The organism is Pseudanabaena yagii GIHE-NHR1 (assembly GCF_012863495.1).
Lineage (GTDB): Bacteria > Cyanobacteriota > Cyanobacteriia > Pseudanabaenales > Pseudanabaenaceae > Pseudanabaena > Pseudanabaena yagii.
The window spans coordinates 2605992-2630150 of the sequence record NZ_JAAVJL010000001.1; the positions used below are offsets into that span (position 1 = coordinate 2605992).

The 24159-nt window shown below is 42.6% G+C and carries 17 protein-coding genes; 8 read left to right on the forward strand and 9 right to left on the reverse strand.

Annotated features, from left to right (window positions below):
• Positions 1 to 127 precede the first annotated feature (127 nt).
• The gene (der, locus tag HC246_RS11940) at positions 128 to 1486 is read left to right on the forward strand and encodes a ribosome biogenesis GTPase Der (RefSeq protein ID WP_126384705.1); all 1359 of its coding nucleotides are present in this window, start codon (positions 128 to 130) and stop codon (positions 1484 to 1486) included.
• A 130-nt stretch (positions 1487 to 1616) separates the two neighbouring features.
• Complete coding sequence (locus HC246_RS11945; RefSeq protein WP_169363581.1) at positions 1617 to 1982, forward strand: hypothetical protein; 366 nt, start codon at positions 1617 to 1619, stop codon at positions 1980 to 1982.
• A gap of 52 nt (positions 1983 to 2034) precedes the next feature.
• Here the strand turns inward: HC246_RS11945 and HC246_RS11950 are convergent, their stop codons facing one another.
• On the reverse strand, positions 2035 to 2970 hold the full coding sequence (locus HC246_RS11950) for an IS5 family transposase (protein WP_169364403.1): 936 nt from the start codon (positions 2968 to 2970) through the stop codon (positions 2035 to 2037).
• 382 nt (positions 2971 to 3352) lie between these two features.
• Between HC246_RS11950 and HC246_RS11955 the strand changes: the two genes are divergently transcribed.
• Positions 3353 to 4516, forward strand: coding sequence for a 1-deoxy-D-xylulose-5-phosphate reductoisomerase (locus HC246_RS11955; protein ID WP_169363582.1), 1164 nt, complete (start codon positions 3353 to 3355; stop codon positions 4514 to 4516).
• A gap of 45 nt (positions 4517 to 4561) precedes the next feature.
• Here the strand turns inward: HC246_RS11955 and HC246_RS11960 are convergent, their stop codons facing one another.
• Together HC246_RS11960 and HC246_RS11965 are read right to left on the reverse strand one after the other, a co-directional pair.
• Positions 4562 to 5413: an acyl-CoA desaturase gene (locus HC246_RS11960; protein ID WP_169363583.1), complete on the reverse strand. Its 852-nt coding sequence runs from the start codon at positions 5411 to 5413 to the stop codon at positions 4562 to 4564.
• Positions 5414 to 5735: 322 nt separating this feature from the next.
• Positions 5736 to 6224, reverse strand: a complete 489-nt coding sequence (locus tag HC246_RS11965) for a heavy metal-responsive transcriptional regulator (protein WP_225902946.1) — start codon at positions 6222 to 6224, stop codon at positions 5736 to 5738.
• Between the two features lie 224 nt (positions 6225 to 6448).
• On the opposite strand from HC246_RS11965, the gene HC246_RS26390 reads away from it, so the two are divergent.
• Complete coding sequence (locus HC246_RS26390) at positions 6449 to 6574, forward strand: hypothetical protein (protein WP_263972469.1); 126 nt, start codon at positions 6449 to 6451, stop codon at positions 6572 to 6574.
• On the opposite strand, the gene HC246_RS26395 is transcribed toward HC246_RS26390, so the two are convergent.
• A complete protein-coding gene (locus HC246_RS26395; protein WP_263972470.1) occupies positions 6571 to 6705 on the reverse strand; it encodes a hypothetical protein in 135 nt (44 codons plus the stop codon). The two genes, HC246_RS26390 and HC246_RS26395, sit on opposite strands and share 4 nt — an antisense overlap.
• Between HC246_RS26395 and HC246_RS11970 the strand changes: the two genes are divergently transcribed.
• Together HC246_RS11970 and HC246_RS11975 are read left to right on the forward strand one after the other, a co-directional pair.
• Complete coding sequence (locus tag HC246_RS11970) at positions 6704 to 8068, forward strand: NAD-dependent succinate-semialdehyde dehydrogenase (RefSeq protein WP_169363584.1); 1365 nt, start codon at positions 6704 to 6706, stop codon at positions 8066 to 8068. The two genes, HC246_RS26395 and HC246_RS11970, sit on opposite strands and share 2 nt — an antisense overlap.
• A 57-nt stretch (positions 8069 to 8125) precedes the next feature.
• Entirely contained in the window at positions 8126 to 9766 is a 1641-nt protein-coding gene (locus HC246_RS11975; protein WP_169363585.1) for an acetolactate synthase large subunit, read from the forward strand.
• 82 nt (positions 9767 to 9848) lie between these two features.
• On the opposite strand, the gene HC246_RS11980 is transcribed toward HC246_RS11975, so the two are convergent.
• Together HC246_RS11980 and HC246_RS11985 are read right to left on the reverse strand one after the other, a co-directional pair.
• Positions 9849 to 10928, reverse strand: a complete 1080-nt coding sequence (locus HC246_RS11980) for a DUF3474 domain-containing protein (RefSeq protein ID WP_169363586.1) — start codon at positions 10926 to 10928, stop codon at positions 9849 to 9851.
• Positions 10929 to 10960: 32 nt separating this feature from the next.
• The gene (locus HC246_RS11985) at positions 10961 to 12400 is read right to left on the reverse strand and encodes a RecQ family ATP-dependent DNA helicase (RefSeq protein ID WP_169363587.1); all 1440 of its coding nucleotides are present in this window, start codon (positions 12398 to 12400) and stop codon (positions 10961 to 10963) included.
• Positions 12401 to 13488: 1088 nt separating this feature from the next.
• On the opposite strand from HC246_RS11985, the gene HC246_RS11990 reads away from it, so the two are divergent.
• Positions 13489 to 15543 carry an EAL domain-containing protein gene (locus tag HC246_RS11990; RefSeq protein ID WP_225902947.1) on the forward strand — a complete coding sequence of 685 codons (2055 nt, stop codon included), beginning with the start codon at positions 13489 to 13491 and terminating at the stop codon, positions 15541 to 15543.
• Between the two features lie 8 nt (positions 15544 to 15551).
• Here HC246_RS11990 and HC246_RS11995 read toward each other — a convergent pair whose 3' ends face one another.
• The gene (locus tag HC246_RS11995) at positions 15552 to 17300 is read right to left on the reverse strand and encodes a M61 family metallopeptidase (RefSeq protein WP_169363589.1); all 1749 of its coding nucleotides are present in this window, start codon (positions 17298 to 17300) and stop codon (positions 15552 to 15554) included.
• A gap of 72 nt (positions 17301 to 17372) precedes the next feature.
• On the opposite strand from HC246_RS11995, the gene HC246_RS12000 reads away from it, so the two are divergent.
• Positions 17373 to 21278: a response regulator gene (locus tag HC246_RS12000; protein ID WP_169363590.1), complete on the forward strand. Its 3906-nt coding sequence runs from the start codon at positions 17373 to 17375 to the stop codon at positions 21276 to 21278.
• Positions 21279 to 21309: 31 nt separating this feature from the next.
• Here HC246_RS12000 and mutL read toward each other — a convergent pair whose 3' ends face one another.
• Positions 21310 to 22962 (reverse strand): DNA mismatch repair endonuclease MutL, encoded by a 1653-nt coding sequence (gene mutL / locus HC246_RS12005; RefSeq protein ID WP_169363591.1) that lies wholly within the window; start codon positions 22960 to 22962, stop codon positions 21310 to 21312.
• A 31-nt stretch (positions 22963 to 22993) separates the two neighbouring features.
• Entirely contained in the window at positions 22994 to 24097 is a 1104-nt protein-coding gene (locus HC246_RS12010; RefSeq protein WP_169363592.1) for a Cdc6/Cdc18 family protein, read from the reverse strand.
• Positions 24098 to 24159 lie beyond the last annotated feature (62 nt).

Sequence of the window (24159 nt, forward strand, 5' to 3'; positions counted from 1 at the left end):
GCCACAAAAAATCGGTTCCTTATTTTCCTGCATGTCCTTTAGCTTGAGTTTAAACCCAGCAAATATTTGACAATCGATTTTATTTAAAGTTATAATAGTGAGTTCGGAATTCTAAAACTGTAAAGCCATGCCGCTACCGATTGTTGCCGTTGTCGGTCGCCCCAATGTGGGCAAATCTACACTCGTAAACCGCCTATCAGGTGAACAATATGCGATCGTCTACGATCAACCTGGTGTAACCCGCGATCGCGTTTATCGCGAATGTTTTTGGGGAGCACACGAATTTCAAGTTGTTGATACAGGTGGATTAGTATTTGACGACGAGACTGAATTTTTGCCAATGATCCGCGAACAAGCAGAGATTGCTATCCGTGAGTCGGCAGCCGTAATTTTTGTAGTAGATGGACAGGCAGGAATCACCGATGCTGATGAACAATTGGGGGGCTGGTTACGGCGACAAAATATTCCTGTGCTATTGGCAGTGAACAAATGTGAAGGCTCCAAATATGGACTGTCGTTAGCAGCAGAATTTTGGAATTTGGGACTAGGCGAGCCAATTCCCATGTCTGGCATTCATGGTAACGGTACGGGCGAATTACTTGATGAGTTGATCAAACATTTGCCACCTCCTGACGAAGTAGTTAAGGAAAGCGACGAAATTAAAGTAGCGATTATTGGTCGTCCCAACGTTGGCAAGTCCAGCTTGCTCAATTCGTTCATTGGCGAAAATCGAAGTATTGTTAGTCCAATTTCTGGGACAACCCGTGATGCGATCGATATGTCGGTAGAACGTGATGGCAAGAAATATCGCCTGATCGATACCGCAGGAGTTCGTCGTAAAAAGAATATTGATTACGGCATCGAATTTTTTAGTATTAACCGTGCTTTTAAAGCGATCGGACGTTCTGATGTCGTTTTGTTAGTGATTGATGCCCTTGATGGCGTTACCGATCAAGATCAAAAGCTTGCAGGTCGCATTAACGATGAGGGTAAAGCTTGTGTAATTGTGGTCAATAAATGGGATGCGATCGAAAAAGATTCCTACACCATCTATGACTACACCGCAGAAGTGAAAAGTCGCTTGATGTTTGTGGAATATGCGCCCATCATCTTTGTTAGTGCATTAACTGGTCAGCGTGTAACTCAAATTCTTGATCGCGTGGACATTGCTGCTGAGCAGCATAAGCGTCGCGTCCCCACTGCGGTACTAAATGAAGCGCTTACCGAAGCAGTCACATGGCACGCACCACCTACTAGTCGCGGTGGCAAACAGGGCAAGGTTTATTACTGCACTCAAATTTCTGATAGTCCTCCCACAATCATCCTGTTCGTAAATGATCCCCATCGCTTTAACGATAACTACAAGCGTTATATCGAAAATCAATTCCGTAAGAGCCTTGGCTTTGAAGGTACTCCCGTAAGGTTTATCTTCCGAGGCAAAAAAGATCGCGAAGTAGAAAAATCGAAAAATTCAGCCTTGAGATAAGTAAAGGGGAGCAAAGCTCCCCTTTACTTATTTAAGTACTATGACGGTTGCTATGATTATTGTGACTACCATTCAATGGGATGAGTAGGATAGAGAACTTAGGCAAGAGCGATCGCTTGCTACAAAAACTATGACAGCCTTAGAAGAAACCAAATTTGAAACCTATACCCTTGGGGCTGCAACTTTTGATTTAAGTGGACTTCCCAAAGAGTATTACACCCTTGTTGATGGCAGTAAGAGCATTATCTGGGTGCAGCCAATTTTCCAAGCTTTAGGACTGAAATCATTATTAGCAGCTTCTTTGCCCGTAGAAAATTTCACCCATGCGGTAATTCATGGAAACGACTATACGGCTGTAGTTATTAAGCAGCATGGTAATTACCTAGCGCTACTAATCGAACCCCATAGCGAAATTCTTGATGATCAGTTTTTGACTTGGGCACAATCCTTTGATGCGACATCTCTCAGAAATAATCCGAAATTCCAAGTAATTTAATGGCTTTGTTGCATGAATAAAAAGAAGCCAAAAGATGGAGGATCTTAGAAAATTAACGAACAACAGGAGAGGAGAGAGGTTTAGCCAGTTGAATCATGCGATTAAGAGCAGCACATTTGATGAACAACTCAACCGCCTGATTGTCAAATTTACGAGAACATAAAGTAGCACCAAAGATTTTTTTGAAACGAAACATCGTAGTTTCTGCCAAAGAGCGCCGATGATAACCTGAGTCACGTTTCCATTTTTTACGCCCATGTTTACGGATATAACGGAGATTTTGGTCACGCGGATGTGGTGGAGCATTGGTATTGCCATGCTGCCAGATTTTGGCATCTTTGCGCGGAGGAATCACGGCTTTAGCACCATGTTGGGCAATCTCGTCATAACAATGACGATGGTCATAAGCTCCATCTGCGGAAACTTGAGCAATTTCAGCATCAATCGCATCGAGAATATCGGCGAGTACTTCTCCATCGTGGCAATCATTCGTGGTGACGACCGCAGCCAGTATTTCTCCTGTTGATTCATCGGCTCCTAGGTGTAATTTGCGCCATGTCCGTCTCTTACTAATTCCATGCTGCCGTGTTTTCCATTCCCCTTCGCCGTATACTTTGATCCCTGTCGAATCAACTACTACATGCACTGCTCCCTGTTTCGGGATTACTGGTAAGGTCACACTTAAACTTGCTGTCCGTCTTGACACGGTGCTGTGGTCTGGTACTGGTAAATCTATTCCCATCAAGGCAAATATTGACTCTAACAGTCCTTGCGTTTGTCTTCCTGCTTGCTGATATACCGCTTTGACCGTGATAAATGTCGCTATTGCTATATCACTGTAATCTTTGGAAGCTCCCCGTTTGCCACTTAATGTTTGATTTAACCATCCTTCAATTACTTCTTCGCTCATCCAAAAAGTCAGGCTTCCTCTTTGTTTTAGCCCTGCGTTATACTCTGTCCAGTTGCGGATCTCATGTTTCTGTGTCATTTGCTGGGACTCCATCTCCTGATTTTTATCTAATTTACCTTCTCTTCCCCTTTTTATGCAACAACGCCTAATTTAATAAAAAAATAGAGGGACGCTTTGCGTCCCTCTATTTTTTATTAGGGACTTACTATTAATTAAAGTACCTGTGGCTTCGACTTCGCTCAGATAAAGTTGGCTGAGCGAAGTCGAAGCTAGATAACTTTGGTGGGACATTTTGTATTCGCGAGAGCCTTAAGGATAGTTTGCAGTGCAGACTATCCTTACCCATATATGGCAATACTCTATTTTTTTGTAGTAAATCGCGATCGCTCAAAATTTTATGCAAGACTTTAAAGCAAGACTTTACGCAAAACTTTAATAAATACTTAACAAGCCCATTTTTATGAAACGTATTACTCTGCTTGGTTCCACTGGCTCAATTGGCACACAGACCCTCGATATCGTTGCAGAATATCCTGAAAAATTTCAAGTCGTAGGCATGACCGCAGGGGGGAATATTGAGCTTTTTGCCCAGCAGATTCGTAAGTTTCAGCCCGAAATTGTGGCGATCGCTAGTGAAACAAAACTTGCTGAACTCAAAGAGGTGATCGCGGATCTAGCCGTCAAGCCGATCATGTTAGCGGGAGCCGAAGGCGTAGAAACTGTGGCTGCTTATGGAGATTCTGAAGCCGTGGTCACAGGGATTGTCGGCTGTGCGGGACTATTACCCACCATTGCCGCCATTAAAGCAGGAAAAAATATTGCCCTAGCCAACAAAGAAACCCTGATCGCTGGTGGTGAAGTGGTTGTGCCATTGGTGCAAAAGCATGGTGTGAAGTTATTACCAGCCGATTCGGAACATTCAGCAATTTTCCAATGTTTGCAAGGAGTTCCTGAAGGGGGACTGCGGCGGATTATTCTCACAGCTTCGGGTGGTGCTTTTCGCGATCGCCCCACTGAGGAACTCGCCTCTGTCACCGTTGCCGATGCCTTAAAACATCCCAATTGGGCGATGGGTAAAAAGATTACGATCGATTCCGCCACCTTGATGAATAAAGGTTTAGAAGTAATCGAAGCCCATTATCTCTTTGGTGTGGATTACGACAAAATCGAAATCGTGATTCATCCCCAAAGTATTATCCATTCACTCATTGAATTAGAAGATACTTCCGTATTAGCGCAACTAGGCATTCCCGATATGCGTCTGCCTCTGCTCTATTCCCTCTCCTATCCCGATCGCATTCCCACTCAATGGGAACGCCTTGATCTCGTTAAGTGTGGCACGCTCACCTTCCGCGCCCCCGATCACCAGAAATATCCCTGCATGGAACTAGCCTATGCCGCAGGTCGCGCAGGTGGTACGATGCCTGCGGTGTTGAATGCCGCTAATGAGCAAGTAGTGGAGCTATTCCTTCAAGAACGTGTGCGTTATGTACAGATTGCCGATCTGATTAAGCACGTATGCGATCGGCACAATCTCATCTCGAAGCCAGAACTTGAGGATATTCTCGAAGCCGACAAATGGGCAAGAAATGAAGTGATTAATCAAGTTATGGCTCTTGCATAAATAAAAAAAGAGACTCGCTTAGCGAGTCTCTTTTTTATTTGGTGATTATTTGGCGATCGCTGGAGGCATGATTACCTTTGTGGCTAGGCCCAAAGCTCTGAGTACTTGAATCGCCCACCAAGTCACATCAACTTCCCACCAACGCCAGCCAGCTTTTGCCACATTAGGATAAGCATGGTGATTATTGTGCCAACCTTCGCCATAGGTCACGATCGCAGCCCACCAAAGATTGCGCGAATTATCATTAGTCTCAAAGGTACGATAGCCCCACATATGGGTAACAGAATTAATAAACCAAGTGCTATGCCATAAAAATACTGAACGTACACACATTCCCCAAATGACGTAAGACCAACCGCCCAGTAAATATAAACCAACACCTACAGGAATTTGCAGTAAGAGAAAGTACTTATCTAACCAGAGATAGAAGGGGTCACGCGCCAGATCAGGAGCATATCTGAAATACTTATCCGCATCGAAAAAGTCTGATTTAGGGTAAAGAATCCACAACATGTGACTCCACCAAAAACCTTTACGTGCTGAGTAGGGATCTTTCTCTTCATCTTCAGTATGAGCATGGTGTAAGCGATGTCCTGCAATCCAAAAGATGGGGCCGCCTTGCAAAGCTGCTGCACCAATCAAAGCAATCACATATTCCAACCACTTTGGTACTTGGAAACTGCGATGACTCAGCAAACGGTGATAGCCTAAGCAAATACCAATGCTTCCTAAAAACCAATGCAATAGGATTGTGATTCCTAAAGCTGACCATGAAAAGAACCAAGGGGCTAAAAGGGCTAGAGCATGAACAATAGTAAAGAAACCCACCGATACCCAACTCAGTTTTAGTTGTTCAGGTTGAGGATCAGGAATGATATCTGAAAATAGTCTTGTCATATTTTAAGCGTCTATATCTAAATGGCAGTGCTAAAGGTTTTGAGAAGAAGAGAAGAATCGCTAATTCCCTATCTAAAAATTTGGATAAGTGTGTGATCAAAAAGCGTAAGCACAACCTTTTCCCATCATGCTAAGGAAGGATATCCAGCACAAAATGCCGCCTATCCTATGCAAAACTTGCGTTAGCAAATGATGGCTATTTGAATTTGATGAACTTATGAATTTATTTAATGAGCTTTAAATACAAAGTTAGCCACTGAGCGATCGCCTATGAAACCTTAACCCGCAGAGGCTCAGTGGTATGTGAAGTAAAAACCGCCAATCAATTCACAGCTAAAACCTGTTCTTCAGATTTAGCAAGCCCTTGCCAAGAACTACAAGCTTTCTGAAAGTCATGACGAGGATCATCTGATACCGCGCAAGATTCTTTGGGACTGGAACAATCTTGGCACTCAATATTTTGATGACAGTGATTAATGAGGGGGTGAAGTTCATCCAGTAAGATTTGTAGTTGCTGAATGGTTTCTTCGATCGCTCTTGCTTTTTTTGACAAACAATCATGCACTGTTTGACAAGTCGGCGATTTGCTATCCTTAGCAGCCAAGATTTCTCTGATGTCATCTAAGCTCAATCCCATCGATTTAGTATGGGTAATGAAGGACAGACGATCTACATCTTCTTGACTAAACAATCGATAGCCAGATTCAGTCCTATGAGGAGGAGGAATTAGCCCAATCCGCTCATAAAAATAAAGTGTCTGAGGATTAAGACCTAATTTGCGAGAGACTTCACCAACTTGCAGCATTGCCATCCTTGTTTTCACATCCAACAATTACAAGCTTAGACCTTATACTATGGTATAAGGTCAAGGGTTTTAGTCAAGTTTCTGGATTGTAAAGAGTTTTCTGTAAATAAAATTCACATATAAAGTTTTGAAAGCGTGGCTTTGCCGCGCTTTCAAAACTTTATAGTGCAACGTACTGAAGGCGATCGCTATATCATTAAGACAATGAAGATATTAACCAAGAGGGCGTTATGGTGACGACAACGAAACTCGCTGCAATATCTACACCAGCAAAATGTCGCCTTTCGGTAGAGCAGTATTACAAAATGGCAGAGGCGGGCATTTTGGGAATAGAACAACGCACAGAATTAATTTAAGTTGAATTATCGGAAGATTTGGCGATCGCAAGGATTAAGATCTGATGTATACAAACTGATATAGCGAGTTTGAGCTTACCGATGGCAAGTTTGAGCTTGATGTAGCTACTCAGGAATGGAGAAAAGATCATGGCGATCGCATCAATAAATCCTGTAACAGGAGAAGTGTTAAAGACCTTTGAGCCTTTGACGGATGAGCAACTTGAACATAAGTTAGCACTCGCCGATCGCACCTTTGCCACCTATAAACATACGAGTTTTCGCGATCGCGCCCAATGGATGTACCAAGCCGCCGATATTCTGGAAGCCAAGAAAACTGAATTCGGGATCATTATGACCCTTGAGATGGGAAAAACACTCAAAAGTGCGATCGCCGAAATTGAGAAGTGCGCCAATCTTTGCCGTTTTTACGCCGAACATGCACCGAGTTTTTTAGCCGATACTCCTGCTCAAACCGACGCTAGTCGCACGATCATTCGCTATCAACCTCTGGGAATTATCCTCGCAGTCATGCCTTGGAACTTTCCTTTTTGGCAGGTGTTTCGCTTTGCTGTCCCTGCACTCATGGCGGGGAATGTGGGGCTGCTAAAGCACGCCTCAAATGTGCCGCAATGCGCCTTAGCGATCGCTGAAGTCTTCCATGCCGCAGGCATAACCGAAGGTGCATTTCAAACCCTGTTAATTGGGGCGGATCGCGTAGCAGGAATAGTTGCTGACTCAAGGGTAAAAGCGGCGACATTGACGGGAAGCGAACCTGCGGGACAGAGCCTAGCCGCGATCGCAGGGCATCATCTCAAAAAAGTAGTATTGGAACTTGGGGGTAGCGATCCATTTATTGTGCTTAAAAGTGCGGATTTGGAATTGGCTGTAAATACTGCGGTAACAGCGCGAGTCATGAACAATGGGCAGACCTGTATCGCAGCAAAGAGATTTATTCTTGAAGAAGCGATCGCGGATCAGTTCATCTCTAAATTTGTTGATAAGTTTAAAGCTTTGAAGGTAGGCGATCCGATGCAGCCTGAAACGGATGTGGGACCTCTTGCCACGCCGCAAATCTTGAATGAACTAGATGCACAGGTAAAAACAACAGTGGATTTAGGAGCTAAGGTTTTAGCTGGGGGCTATCGACTCAAGGAAAAAGGGAATTTTTATGCACCAACGATTCTTGATCAGATTCCGCTCGGTGCGCCACCCTATCAAGAAGAATTTTTTGGCCCCGTGGCTTCAGTATTTCGGGTGCAGAATCTTGATGAGGCGATCGCGCTTGCAAATAGTACTAGTTTTGGTTTAGGTGCAAGCTTTTGGAGTAATGATCCACAGGAAATCGAACAGGCGATCGAACAAATTGAGGCGGGAGCAGTCTTTGTAAATGGGATGGTCAAATCCGATCCGCGTGTTCCCTTTGGGGGCATCAAGCGATCGGGGTTTGGACGTGAATTGGGAATTGAAGGTATCCGCGAATTCGTGAATATCAAAACTATTTGGATCAAGTAAACCCTGTTAGTAATCATCAGCGTAGTTTACGATTACAAGCTTATTTGTGAGGACTCTATGAACACCGCAGAACTGTTAGTCAAATGTCTAGAGAATGAAGGAGTCGAATATATTTTCGGACTTCCGGGGGAAGAGAATATGGCAGTTCTCAATGCCCTTGAGAATTCATCGATCAAATTTATTACCACTCGCCATGAGCAAGGGGCAGCATTCATGGCAGATGTCTATGGCAGACTCACAGGCAAACCGGGGGTATGCCTCTCAACGCTAGGACCGGGAGCCACAAATTTAATGACAGGTGTTGCTGATGCGAACTTGGACTGTGCTCCCTTAATCGCGATCACAGGACAGGTGGGAACTGATCGAATGCACACTAATTCCCATCAATATCTCGATCTAGTTGCTATGTTTGAGCCTGTGACCAAATGGAATGCTCAAGTAGTCCGTCCTAGTATTACTCCTGAAATTGTGCGTAAAGCCTTTAAACTGGCTAAGTCGGAGAAGCCGGGGGCAGTACATATTGACTTACCCGAAAATATTGCTGATATGGAAGTTGATGCAAAACCCTTATTGATTAAGGACGATCGCCATCCCATGTATGCTTCCTATCGCAGTCTTTCCGAAGCTGCCATCCTCATTGCACAGGCAAAAAATCCTTTGATTTTAGTAGGTAATGGTGCAATTCGTTCCCATGCTAGCCAAGCTGTAACCGACTTTGCAACACGCTTAAATATCCCTGTCGCCAATACCTTCATGGGCAAAGGTGTTATTCCCTACCGCCATCCTCTAGCCCTGTGGTCATTGGGATTACAGCAAAGAGATATTATTAACTGTGCCTTTGATGAAACGGATTTGGTAATTGCTGTTGGCTATGACCTCATCGAATATTCACCGAAAAAATGGAATCCCAATAGTACAATTCCCATTATTCACATTGCCGAATTATCGGCGGAAGTGGATAGTAGCTATATGCCACAGGTGGAAATCGTCGGCGATATTTCTGACTCGCTAGTAGAAATTATGCACCGTTGCGATCGCACAGGAATGCCTGACCCTCACGCGATCGCCTTGCGTCCACAGATTCTAGCCGCCTATGAGCAGTATGCTCATGATGAAGGCTTTCCGATTAAACCCCAAAAGATCGTCTATGACCTGCGCCAAGTGATGGGAGCAGAGGATGTGGTGATTTCTGATGTGGGCGCACATAAAATGTGGATGGCGCGGCATTACCACTGCGATCGCCCCAATACCTGTATCATTTCCAATGGTTTTGCTGCGATGGGTATCGCGATTCCGGGGGCGATCGCGGCAAAATTAGTCAATCCTGATCGCAAGATTGTTGCGGTGACAGGCGATGGTGGCTTCATGATGAATATGCAGGAACTAGAAACGGCTACCCGCATTGGTACAAACTTTGTTACTTTGATTTTCAATGATGGCGGCTATGGACTGATCGAATGGAAACAACAAATCCATTACGGAAAATCCTCATTTATTAAATTTGGCAATCCTGATTTTGTGAAACTTGCCGAGAGTATGGGTCTAAAAGGCTATCGAGTTAATTCAGCGATCGATCTCATACCAACACTTAAGGAGGCTCTCGAACAGAATGTTCCCGCCGTTATCGATTGTCTCGTTGACTATCGCGAAAATATGCGTTTCTCCCGCAAGGTTGGCGAATTATCTTGTCCCCTTTAAACAGAAAGAGGTCGCTATGCGACCTCTTTCTGTTTAGTGTCTGAAAAACACACAATAGCATTGCTATTGTGTTTTGGTATTACTAGTCTTTAGCGGATTGGTAATATACTCCAGTACCTGAATCGGGTACAAAAATACATTCCTTTTGAGAAGTAAAGAAGGCTTTCCAGATTGGCACATTAGACACTCGGTAATATTTACCTAAAACTGGTTTAATCGCTCCTGTGGCAGTTTTGAGGTGATAGTGAGGAATGCCAATAAAGATGTGATGGGCAACGTGAGTACCGATATTGTGATGAATATCGTTGAAAATGCCATAATCACGATCAATCGTTGAAAGCGCTCCCTTCAAGAAATACCAATCTTTGCCACGATACCAAGGAATATCAGCTTCGGTGTGATGCAGGTAGGTGACAAGATCCAACCATACGACGAAGATTAGGTAAGGAACGATATAGAACTTGAATAGGAATAGGAACCCATAGGTAAAGCCCAAGTATCCCAAAAAGCCTACCATTGCCAACCAAAGGCTAGTGCTGGTGATAATGTCTTGAGTTTCCGACTCGCGGAAAAGATCATTATTGGGCATGAAATGGGAAGCAGTAGGACGTGCAGGCGATCGCTTAAATAGGTAAAGAGGATAAGCCAACAACAGGGCATCAAAACGAATAAGTTTCCCTAACCAATCCATTTCTTTGTATTGAGTCTCGGTGACAGGATACCAACTTTCATCGGTGTCGATATTGCCTGTATTTTGGTGATGGGTGCGATGACTGATCCGCCAGCCATGATAAGGAACCAAAATTGGAATATGAGTTAGATGTCCAATCAGATTATTTAGCCATTTCAAACGTGAGAATGAACCATGTCCGCAGTCATGACCGACGACGAAGAAAGCCCAAAACATTGTCCCCGTGGCAAACCAGAAAATAGGATAAAACCACCAAGCATCTATATATACCGCAGCCGCATATAACCCCACAATAATCGCGGTATCGGCAAAAAAATAGGCGAGCGATCGCCATACATTAGGAGCAAAACATTCAGCAGGAATAGCAGACTTTACATCTTGAAAGGTAAACGGAAGTTCAGTTTGAGCTGTTGAAGATGTATCGGTAAGAGGGTTTTCTAGATTGATCCGATGAATAGTCGTAGACGACACGTATTATTTCCCTGTTGTTAAGAAAAATTAAGTTAATTTTTTGATTTTAGCAGTAACTTGGCTTCTTCCTCAAATCCAAAGTTATTCAGTAAAAAAGCCCAACGATCGCCTTTTACACGAATATAGTCTTGCATTTGCGCGACTGCACTCTGTACCCCAACGGATTGTTTTAGTTTTTGTTGTTGCTGGGGCAAGTTATAAATTTCATATTCAAAGGGTGTCAACCATACTAAATTACCCGCACGGTGCAACAGTCCTAAGGCGATCGCCGCATCGGAATGTAACTTCGCAACTTCCGTGAAATTACCGCGCCGAGGTAGTTGGGGCAGCAGCAATTGCGCTTGCTGTTGCAGTTTTTGTTGTTGCTGGAGGAAAAAATTTACCCTTTGGCGATCGCTATCATCGAGGAGTCCCGTTGGTTCACTCACCAACATCAATGCCTCCGCAGGTTTATCATCACGCCCCGCCCTACCAATTTCTTGGATATATTCCGAAAGCGTCAAGGGCGGATGAAAATGCAAGACCCATCGAGTGTCTGGTTTATTAATTCCAAGACCAAACGCCGAAGTGCAGATCACAAAAGGATATTGATTATTAAGCCATTGCTGCTCAATATGTCGTCGCTCTTGGGGCGGCAAACCTGCATGATAGGCAGCAGTCGCCAAGGAATTGTCCTGCAACCATGCGGCTAATTTCTCCGCATCGCCACGACTGCGGACATAAATTAAGCCCGATTGCCCCTTGCGATCGCGAATAAATTTTAAAGTGCGCGATTTCCGTCCTGCGGGTGTCCATGCAATTTCCACCTTAAGACTCAAATGGGGACGATAGGGACTAGTCCTCACAATGTTGGGATGATCTAGCTGCAAACAAGATTTTAATTCGGCAGTCGTATCGCGATCGGCAGTTGCGGTAAATGCGGCTAGAGATATGTGTGGATGATGATCAGGCTTCTGCTGCATTAATGCCGATCGCACTGCCCCCAAGCGCCGATAACTCGGACGAAATGAATCTCCCCATTGCACCAAACAATGAGCTTCATCAAGCATTAATCCTGTAATTTTTAACTGGCGATCGCATAACTTTTCCCAAACAGGTTGACTCAGTAATGTTTCTGGGGAAGTGTAAAGTAAACGAATATTAGGGAGATTGCGTAATACTTCTCGACGCTCCGTCTGTGATAGGTTGCTATGTAAGGTGGCTGCGGGTAAATTACGCGATCGTAAGTCCCTCACCTGATCTTCCATTAGCGCTAGTAAAGGAGAAATTACCAGAGTTAAACCTTCATTAAGGATCGCTGGTAACTGAAAACAAATAGATTTCCCCCCACCTGTAGCCATAATTGCCAAACTATCTTTACCTTGCAATAAGCTAGAAACGATTTCACGTTGAGATTTTCGTAAATCTTCATATCCCCAAATTCTTTGAAAGGCTTGTCTAATTTCGCTCCATTCCCTAGATATTTCGCTCATAGATTACAACAATGAAGATTTTATCTATGATTTTACAGATAACCCAAGGCTAGTAATGAAGATTTATGCTCTAAGTAGCTAGGCGTAATTAAAAAACAGAACCAAAACCTGTGGCGCAAGCTGCGCGTGCACCACAGATTTTGGGGTTTTATATTTGATTTCACCCAGCTACTTAAAAGATAATTTATGATCTATATGCTTACTTAAAAAAAATATATATCAGCCTATAACAATGATAATTGATGACTAATTTATAGATATACCAATTATATTTATCATAAACCTCAAAAACTTGTAAGTTATTACTATTGAATATATAGCGCTTTTCAAGCAAGCGAGTTACATAGGTTTGTTTCCCCGCCGAAGGCGAACAAACCTGTACTTCACTATGTTGGTAAACGCTATATAGCAGTCCTAAATCATTTGTAGATTTTTGGGTTTGTGGAAGCGCACCCCAAAGGGGTGCGCTTCCACAAACCATCATTTAATGTAATTACAGATATAAAATCCTAAAACCTACTTAGATAAAATAAATAGCTATAGCTAGATGGCTATTAACCAGCCCCTTATTTTGATTTAGCCTAACTACGCATTTAAACTCACACAAGCTATTTTTGAGGTTACCTAGACTTACAGCCCTTTGCACTGAATAAAAAATAGAGAAATTTTTGAAAATGTGGCTTCGTTACACTTACAAAAATTTCTTCGTACTACAGCAGTTCCTAACAATCTTCGATATAAGGTTACAATTAACAATCTTAAAAGTTATGATTGGACTTAGCCCTAGCTTTTTCCAAGTATTGCCATAGTCTTGCCACAGTGCTGAGAAGTGGGCTAAGGTATTTATGGAAATTATAAATAGCAAGGCTATATAGCTCAGACACATCACACAATTTCTATAACTAAACTGCTGATACTCAAAAGTAAGATAAGCGTCTAGTCCAAGATTTGGCATTAAAAGCTCGTTGTAAAGGAAAATTATTCAGGTGAGATCAGAAGAGTCATCTACTCTTGCAATGAAAGATATACTTCATCACGTGCTTACGGTTGAAGACCCAAAAGGATTTCGCAATTTTCTCTTGCAAAATATGACTTATTCGTTAGGGCGTAGCTTGGACAATCTGATCGTGCTACGTTCTAATCTCGTATCTCGGCAACATGCGACGATCTTAGCTGTCACTACTCCTAAAAGGAATTCCTACCTTTTTAGGATCATTGATGGCAATCTAGAGGGTATACGCAGTACCAATGGTGTTCTCATTAATGGTAAAAAAAGATTTTCTCACATCCTATCTCATGGGGATGAAATTCTCTTTAGTAAGGATACTAAAGCGGTATATCAAGTTATTAGTTCGCTATCCCATAATCCCAAAAGTAGGACTCCGCAAAGTCTTCCTTTAAATGAGACTAATTTATCCGATCAAAGTCAGAACTTAGATGTTATCGGTTCAATTAAATGTTCACCTTTGATATCCATTGCCGATAGTGATTTATCTGTTCATATTCGTGAAACTATTAATCAATTTATTTCATCTCCTGAACTTAATCCTCAACCAATTATTGAATTAAATTTAGCTGGAAAAATCTTATATCTTAATCCTACGGCTTTATACCAGTTCCCAGAGGTTGATGATATGCAGCTTCAGCATCCTCTACTACAGGATTTGCTCAAGCAGTTAATCCCGCTTGTGACTCCGACTCGTAATTTCTTTACTCGTGAGGTTGCGATCAATGGGAAGGTCTTTGAACAAGTTATTCACTTTATGCCTTGGAATGAAGTAATCAGAGTCCATATATCTGATATTACCAAGCAGAAACAGGCAGAAGCAATCATCTCCTACCAAATCTATCATGATTCACTTACTGGTTTGCCAAATCGGAAGTATCTCCATCAGTATTTAGTTGAAGTTGTAGAGAAACTAGAGGATAAAAAACAAAAATTTGCAGTTCTATTTCTAGATATCGATCGCTTCAAGCTCATTAATGATTCCTTGGGACATGGAATTGGTGATATATTGCTGAAATCTGTTAGCGATCGCTTAAAAAGCCTGATCCGCCAAGGTGATTTGCTCGTGCGTTGGGGTGGTGATGAGTTCGCGATTATTGCCAAAACCGTTGCATCGCAAGATGTGGTTATCCAAATTGCCGAGACGATGATCCAATCTCTGAGTCTTCCTTTTTCTTGTAACGGTCATGAGCTACATATCACAACCAGTATTGGAGCAAGTATTTATCCAGATCACAATACTGATGTTGAAGGGCTAATTCGTAACGCGGATATGGCGATGTATCGGGCGAAGGTGGATGGTAGGAATAGCTTTCAGTTCTACATTCCGAATATGCAGGAGCAGAGCTTCCAGCGCTTATCAATGGAAAACAATTTGCGAAGAGCTTTAGAAAATGAAGAACTCGAAACATACTATCAACCTCAAATTGATCTGCATACTGGTAAAATCGTTGGTCTAGAGGTTTTGCTGCGTTGGAAGCATGTCACCTTAGGTTCTATTTCCCCCAGTCAATTTATTCCATTAGCTGAAGAAACAGGTTTAATTATTGCAGTTGGTTATTGGGTATTGAAGCACACTTGCCTACAGGCGATCGCATGGCATAAGTCAGGGTTGCCCCCCATTCAGATCGGCGTAAATTTGTCGATCAAACAATTGCAGCAAAAAGATTTCCTATCTTCTTTGCAACAAATTTTAGATGAGACAAATTTTGATCCTCATTACCTAGAATTAGAAATCACGGAAGGAATCATGATGGACAATGTGGAAGAGAAAATCATTCTCCTCAATCAATTCCGCCAAATGGGAATTCAATTATCTATTGATGACTTTGGTACTGGTTATTCAGCCTTGAGCTATCTCAAGAACTTACCAATAGATACCCTCAAAATTGATCGAACATTTATTGAGTATATTGATCACAATGAGCAGGATCAAGCGATTGTGGCTTCTCTGATTAATCTATCCCACAGCCTGAATTTGATTGTGATTGCTGAAGGTGTAGAAACACAAGAACAAGTTGATATCTTGCGAGAGCTAGGTTGCGATCGCATACAAGGATATTTCTTTTATAAGGCATTACCTACAGAGGAGATAGAGGCTTTGTTGAGAGCGCAAGCAATTACGAAACCAAATTAATCAATCCCCTAGATATTGAGCCATAACTTCAAGTTTGTCTCTTGGACTGGAGAAGTATTGGCGATTTGCACAAGTTCAAAATGGGTATAAACTGGCTCCTGCAGAACTATCTCTACAGTTTTTAGCAAATCCTGCTGGAAAATCGTCAATGCGATCGCATCACCTATCGCAAAATCCTTCAGCCGCTCATTGAAACTATCCGCAGTCACCCGAATACCTGCGATCGCTAACACACTATCTCCTGTACTAAGTCCCGCTTTTTGGGCTGGTGAACTAAACTCAACCTTCTCAACTTCTGCTAGTCCATTTTTTGATTTTAGGGTTAAACCTGTAAATGGAACATCTTGACGGGCACTGCGTAGCTCTAGACCAAATGGATCGAGATAGTAGTTATAGTCTATTTCCTTTGTGCCATAGAGATAGTTATTCCAAAAGTCTGTTAGATCAATACCTGCAACCTTTTCAATTACTTCATGTAACTCTGTTTCACTAAAGCCAATTTCATCCTTACCAAAGCGCTCCCACATAATCTGCATCACCCGATCTAGCGATCGCAAATTATTAGTTTGATCGCGAATTATTAAATCTAGGAGCATCGATACTAATTCACCTTTGAGATAGTAGGAAATCTGGTTGTTGTGCGTATTAGCATCGGGGCGATAGAGTTTAATCCATGTATCAAAGCTGGACTCGTAAAGAGATTGCACATTGCGTCCAAAGGTGGTTTGCAATCGGGTGATGCCCTTGCTGACTAGCTTCAGATAATGTTTGGCATCGTATAGTCCTGCTCGTAAGGGAAAGATTTGATCATAATAGCTAGTAGTTCCTTCACTAAACCATAGGGAACCTGTATAGTTTTCATGGTCATAATCAAAGGTCTCTAAAGCTTTGGGGCGAATCCGTTTCACATTCCAAGTATGGAAAAATTCGTGAGCAACTAGATTCATAAATTGGAGATAGCTCTCTTCCTTGCGAAAGCCCAAGCGATTGTAAAGCAGTACTGTACTGTCTTTATGTTCTAATCCTCCAAAACCATTGCCAGCATGTAGGATAAATTCATAGCGATCATAGGGCAACCCCCCAAATATTTCTGCTTCTACCGCAATGATAGTCGCAGTATCTTGAACTATACGTTGCACATCCGCATTGTGCTGTCCCCAAATGATGAAGCGATGGGGCTTCCCAAGTACTGTAAAGTCATGCTGTTCTTGAATCCCAATCTCAAAGGGACTATCCACTAAAGTGTCAAAGTCCTTGGCATGAAAAACATTGGAACGATTGGCAATATTGGGTAAAGCCGTTGCAATCTGCCAATTCTCTTGAGGAACGTGAATCTCAACTTGGAAAGACTGCTTCTGCTGTTCTGGAACATACATAAATACAGCCGCACCCGTAAAGAAGGCATGGGTATTGTCAATATGATTAGTGCGAACAGTTAATTCATTACAGAAAACGCGATAACTGATTTTAATTTGCGAACTATTGCCGTTGTTTACCCGCCAATGATTTTTACTGATTTTTTGCCATGACAGCTTTTCTCCATCAGCATCAGTTGCCTCAAAATTTTGGAGATGTTTGGCATATTCACGTACTAAATATGAGCCAGGAGTCCAAACTGGTAGCTTTAGATCGATAAAGTCATGTTGCCAATTAGCGATCGCTAGTTCGACATGCAACAAATGATTGGCAGGTTCTGGGATTGATATGCGGTATATAAATTGATTGCTAGAAATACCTACTGTTTGTGGATCAATCATTATGTCTTAACCTTGCTCAGTGATGCCTACAGCTATAATATACGGATGGAATAGGACAAATTAGATTTTAATATGACAGATCAACGGTCACTATCTCTGATCACTATTTTAATAGTTGAGGATTCTGAAGAGGATCGTGCTACATATTCTCGCTATTTACTATCAGATAAGGATACGACATATCACTTGCTCGAAGCCGAGACCGTAGAAGATGGATTAGAGCTATGGCGATCGCAGTCACCTGACATTTTGCTGATTGATCTAAATCTACCTGATGGCAGTGGCTTGGATTTTTTGGAAGCAATCAATGTAGATCGTGAAGGCGAAAAAATACCTGCGATTATGTTGACGGGGCATGGAAGTGAAAAAATTGCAGTGAGAGCGATGAAGTTAGGAGCGTCTGACTACTTGCTCAAAGGAGAAATTAACCCCAAAGTACTTACTACTGCGGTTAAGCAGGTGTTTCGCGAATCCACTCTCAGGCAGCAACTATGGCAATCGCAACAGCAACAAAATGTCATTACCGAAATCTCGTCTCGTATTCGTGAACATTTCAACTTAGAGGATATTTTGAATGTAACAGTCAAAGAATTACGTGAATTTATCAAGGCTGATCGCGTTGCTATTTATCAGTTCAATCCAGATATGAGTGGTTTAATTATTTCCGAGGATATTGGAGTGTCTTGGGAATCAACCTTAAATGTCTTAGTTGAAGATACTTGTTTTCGTGAAAATCTTGGAGGGGATTATTGTAATGGGAAGATTTTTGTTGCTAATGATATTTATGCGGCGAATTTACAAGATTGTCATATTCAACTTCTAGAAAGCTTTCAAGTACGCGCAAATCTAGTCGTACCAATTAGATTACCCAAAGACAATAAACAGTTCTTATGGGGCTTACTCATTGTTCACCAATGTTCGGCTCCCAGATTTTGGACAGAGCTAGAGATTCAGTTAGTCCAAAGTCTATCGATGCAGTTAGAGATCGCCATTCAGCAAATGATCTCCTATCAAAATTTAGAAAGGGAATTGAAAAATCGTAAAATTGCCGAACAGGCGCTACAGGAAAGTGAGCAAATGAATCGCACCATTGTTGAAACTATTCCTGATCTGCTGATTCAAATGGATAGAAATGGAGTTTATCAATATAGAAGTGGATGTAGCGGTAATGTACGTGTCATCTTACCTGATCCTTCAGTTTCCGAATTGAGAATAGAAAATATTTTACCCAAACATTTAGCCCTAGCCCAAGTTCATTATGCCAATCTTGCCCTTGATAGTGGCACAGTCCAGATTTTCGAGCAAATAGTCGATTTTGAAGACGAGCGCCGTTATGAAGAAGTGCGAGTTGCGCCGATTGACGATCGCGAAGTCTTGATGATTATCCGAGATATAACTGATCGCAAAAGGACAGAACTAATCTTAAAAAAACTATTAGAGGGGACGGCAACCTTTACAGGGGAAGATTTCTTTCCAGCCTTGGTAATTCACATTGCAGAAGCCTTGGAGGTTTCCTATGCTTTTATTACTGAATTAGTTGACGGTAAGCTGCATAGCTTGGCATTTTCTGCCAATGGAGAATTGCAGCCCACTTTTTCTTACCAACCGCCAAGCACTCCCTGTGAATATGTCTTGAATAATGATGAATATTACTGTGAAAGAGATTTACAAACAATTTTTCCTCAAGACCTAGATTTGGTGTCACTGAAAGCAGAAAGTTATCTAGGCATTGCCCTGAAGGATCATCGGGGTAATGCGATCGGGCATCTATGCATTCTTGATGTGAAGCCATTGCCAAGCCCAAAAATTACTGAAGCCCTCTCTATTCTCAAGATTTTCGCCTCAAGGGCGGCAGTGGAGTTACAGCGCAAACGTACTAATGAAGAACTAAAGCAACTAAACCAATCTCTAGAATCTAAGGTTGCTGAGCGGACTAAAGAACTATGGCAAGTTAACAAACTCCAACGCGCCATTCTGGATAGTGCTAATTATTCAATTATCGCTACTGACTTAAACGGCATTATTCAAACCTTTAATACTGCTGCGGAAAGAATGCTGGGTTACAGTATGGATGAAGTGGTCGGAATTACTACTCCTGCTAAATTTCACGACCCTCAAGAGATCGCGGAGCGCACTGCTGCACTTTCGATTGAATTAGGAAAAGATGTGGGACATGCAGTATTTACAGTAAAGGCGGATCTAAACATTCACCAAGAGCAAGAATGGACAAGTATTCGCAAGGATGGTTCTCACTTCCCTACTTCAATACTGGTAACAGCGATCAAGGATGATGAAGGTCGCACAATTGGCTATTTAGGCATTGGTAGAGATATTAGCGATCGCAAACATATTGAAAAAATTGAAAAATTACTAAAACAGCAAATTGCCGCGATTGAAGCAGCAATTGATGGCATTGCGATTTTGCAGGACAGTAACTACATTTATATAAATCAATCCCATCTAGAAATGTTTGGCTACATGTATCCTGAGGAGTTGTTAGGGAAATCTTGGACAGAGTTATACTCCTCAGAAGAAATTGCACGATTTGGGCAAGAAGTATTTCCTGTACTAATGCGCGATCGCTCATGGCAAGGAGAAGCGATCGCTACGCGCAAAGATGGCTCAACCTTTGATGAAGGATTATCTCTAACCCTGACCGATGATGGTTTACTAATTTGTGTATGCCGCGATATTAGCGATCAACAGGCAACACTCCGCGAACGCAAAAAAGCTGAAGAGCAGTTAAAACAAGCTAATGAAGAACTTCTAAAAGTCACCAAGCTCAAGGATGAATTTTTGGCAAACATGAGCCACGAACTCCGCACGCCTCTAAATTCGATCTTGGGGCTATCAGAAGGGTTAAGGGATCAAATTTTTGGCTTGATGAACGAATCTCAACTCAAAGCGATCAGCACCGTCGAATCCAGTGCCGAGCATCTTCTATCTTTGATTAACGACATTCTCGATCTATCAAAAATCTCTTCGGGAATGATGGAACTGGAAATTGAACCTGCCTCTGTCAAGGTTCTATGTGATTCTAGTCTTGTTTTTATCAAACAAAAAGCTCATGCAAAAAGCTTGCAAATTGTGACTAGTATTCCGATGTTCATGAATGACATCAATGTCGATATACGACGCACTAAACAGATATTAATCAATTTACTTAGTAATGCTGTGAAGTTTACTCCTAATGGAGGAAAAGTAAGCCTCTTAGTTTCTTTTGGGAGTGGTGATACATGGCAGGGAGAAGCAACGATTCCGCAACAGTTGAAAACAAAGAATTCATCAATGATTCTATTTCAAGTAGTAGATAATGGCATTGGCATTGACTCTAACGATCTGCAAAGGCTCTTCCAGCCATTTGTACAGGTTAGTGGTAGCCTTAATCGCCAGCACGAAGGCACTGGTTTAGGATTAGCCCTAGTGAAGCAGATTGCCGAACTTCATGGTGGTCAGATTATAGCTGAAAGTGAAGTTGGCAAGGGCAGCCGTTTTACAGTTGCTTTACCCTATGATATGTCTGCATCTAACGCTTCATTACCTACCAAGGTTTCTACTACTTTACCGCTACAGCCTATTAATCTTGATAAGACCAATGCGCCGCTTATTTTACTCGCCGAAGATAATGAGGCAAATATCCAAACTTTTACGGCATATCTAAGCGCGATCAATTACCGTATAGTTGTTGCTAGGAATGGCAAAGATGCGATCGCTCAAGCTAAAGCTATTTCTCCTGACATCATTATCATGGATATCCAAATGCCAGAAATGGATGGCTTAGAATCAATTCGATTAATTCGTGCTGATTCACAACTTGCGACAATTCCGATCATTGCCCTTACTGCTCTAGCGATGGAAGGTGATAGTGAAAGATGTTTAGCGATCGGTGCGAGTAAATATCTCAGCAAACCGATTAAGTTAAGAACTCTTGCCTCAGCAGTGCAACAGCTTTGTTATGAGTTAACTAATGTGGTATGAGCACTCCTTAACAATTTTATCAAGCGTCTTCCTATTTCGAGACAATCCAATTGCGGCGGAAAAATCTGGCTAAATCTGACTCATCGATCGCTAAACAGATCGGGCGACCATGCGGACAGGTATGAGGATTGCGGGTTTGTTGCCATTGCCAGAGCAAGTCGCGAATCGTTGTTAAATCTAGCTTTGTCCCGTTACGAATGGCACTCCGACATGCTGCTGTTGCCCTTGCCATGGTTGGATCATCCTGTTGCGCCATTTCTTGTAGAATCACTGCACAGTCTGGATGACCGATGAGAATTTCTGGTAGCGATCGCACTGCCCATAGTTCATTACCAAAGGCTTCAATTTCTAAACCCAAGGTTTGCAGTCTTTCAATGCCATCGTCATTAATTTTTTGTAATAGAATCGGCTGCTCAATGGGAACGATTTGCCACTGAGTTTCAATTCTTTCAAAGATCACACGTTCATGGGCAACGTGTTGCTCCACTAGCCATAGTCCACCTGAATGTTCGGCTAAAATGTAAGTATCGAGAACTTGAGTGATCGCCTTAAGAGAAGAATTTGGCTGATTAAAGTTCTCGCGCTTTGTTGGGATCAAATAAGAGGTTTTCCGTTCCGCCGTTCGTAATAGATCATTTGCAGCACTACCATAACTAGCCTGAGTATTACTTTCAGGTGCTTTTAGAACTTCCGTAATCCCATCTTTAATTTGATCTTGAATATCGCCTAAGTTCTGAATATAGGCTTCAGATTTGGCAGGATGTCGATTCCAATCAATGTGATCGCAAGCTAAATTAAGATCCACAATACAAACGGGAAAACGATTGCGCGGTAAAGTTCTCTCTAAACTCGAAAGAATAGTTTGCTCTAGTTCTAGAAAATTAACCAACCTCCCATTGAGAATAACTTTTACCCAATCGGGACGACGACGCGATAGGCGATCGGGTATTCCAAGGGTGATCGAGATTTTACCTTCTCCTGCGGGAGGACTAGAGGTGAGGACAAAGTCTTTATAAGCCAAGTCATGGGACTGAATCGAATTCATGATTTGTGGCAAAATCTCACTCGCATTTGCGCCAGCCCAAATCGTGAACCATTCGCGATTGTCCAGATTCACTTGCCAATTAATCTGGGGATTGGCGATCGCCATCTGCTGGATTTGCAATTGCACCTTGCGAATCTGCTGGGAGCTATTCGGTAAAGACTGTAAGCGATTGGGATAGCGAGCAAAGAGATTGCGAATGGTTACGACTGTCCCCGTTGCGATCGCCACAACTTTGGGCGGGGATTGCAAATTGCCATGCTCATCGTAATTAGTCTGATAGCCCACTGGCTCTAGGATCGGACGACTGCAAATACTCAAATCAGCAAGTTGCGCCAGACTATACAGCGCCTCACCCCGAAATCCTAAACTATGGATTTGGCGTAAATCTTCGGCATTATTAATTTTGCTGGTTGTGTGTGGTGTCGCAGCTTGAGATAAATCGGCGATCGCCATGCCGCAACCATTGTCACTCACCTGCACCGAGAGTGTTTCAGTCCAGATCGAAATGACAATTCGCGTTGCCCCCGCATCGATCGCATTTTCGGCAAGTTCTCGCACTACCGCCGCTAAGGAGTCAATCACCTCACCTGCGGCAATGAGATGCACAACTTCAATGGGAAGGGTATGGATATTTTGCATAAATCTCACCTTAGCCAACCCAAAATCAATCCTAGCCTAAACGTTGCCTGAGCCAAAATTGCAAAGTGGGCAAAGCAATCCGATACCCATATTTCGCACCGTAAACTAATCCCTTCTGCTCCAAACTATCGAGCGCTCCTTGCAGACTGCCTCCTCGCGAAAGCTGATGTTTTTGAATATATTCACGACTATGGGGACTCACCGTTGGATCGATCGCTAAGCTCTCTAGCACTCGTACCTGTGTCGGTGGCAAGAGCATAATCAAGGATTCAAAGGTAGGGGCAAGGTCTTCAATGAGTACCAACATATTTTGATGCACATGGTAGGGCTGAATCAGAAAATCCGCATTAGTTGGTGCATCGGCTTGGGTGAGGTAATCAAGCCAAATTCTTCTGATTAAGGCGATCGCATCACTCAGATTCCCTTGAATATATTCGGTAAATAGCTGTAGTGAAGTAGTGCAGGGATCGAACCTTAATCCCTTTGCCTGCATCGTTGGTTCTAGCCATTCACAAAGCTCATCCGTACTCATCGGTGACAGCTCCACCACATGAATACTGAGCTTATGCATCCAAGGCTCAGGAACCGTGGCTATCAGCACATAACTCACACGGCTTTGTAGTTGAATTTCCCGGCGCAAATATTCTTCCCATTCACCTTTGCGATCCCATGAGCGAATATGGGTGAAATTATGCAGCACGATCGCTACCCGACAATCAAGCCACTCTGCCATCTGTTGCGGAATACTCAGTAAATTTTGAAATAAATTCCAAATTCCTGCGGTTGTAAGTTTCCAAACCATCTTTGGTTTAGCCTGTTCCTCAGTTTCAAAGGTCACAGGCTGTTCCCTGAGTAATTTCTGGAGCATCAGCAATTCTTCAGGTAGGTTAAAGGCATTGAGTAAACCTTCAGCTAGCAATTTCAAAAAGCGATCGCCATCGGTTGCCCGTAAACAATCTAAAGTAATTACCCTTGCACCTACATTTTTGGCAGCCCATTTGACGAGAGTTCTGCGTCCACTACCTGCCACACCTGCAATCAGCAAATCGCCATCTGCTAGCAAAATTTTACTAATCTGTTCTAATTCTGTTTGTCTGCCTACCAGTCTCTGGGGCAAAAAAGGATTGTTACTCATGGGCTAATTGTATAGCAACCAGAGTAGGACTATAGCAATGCAGAGCCAAGAGATGAGTGGCA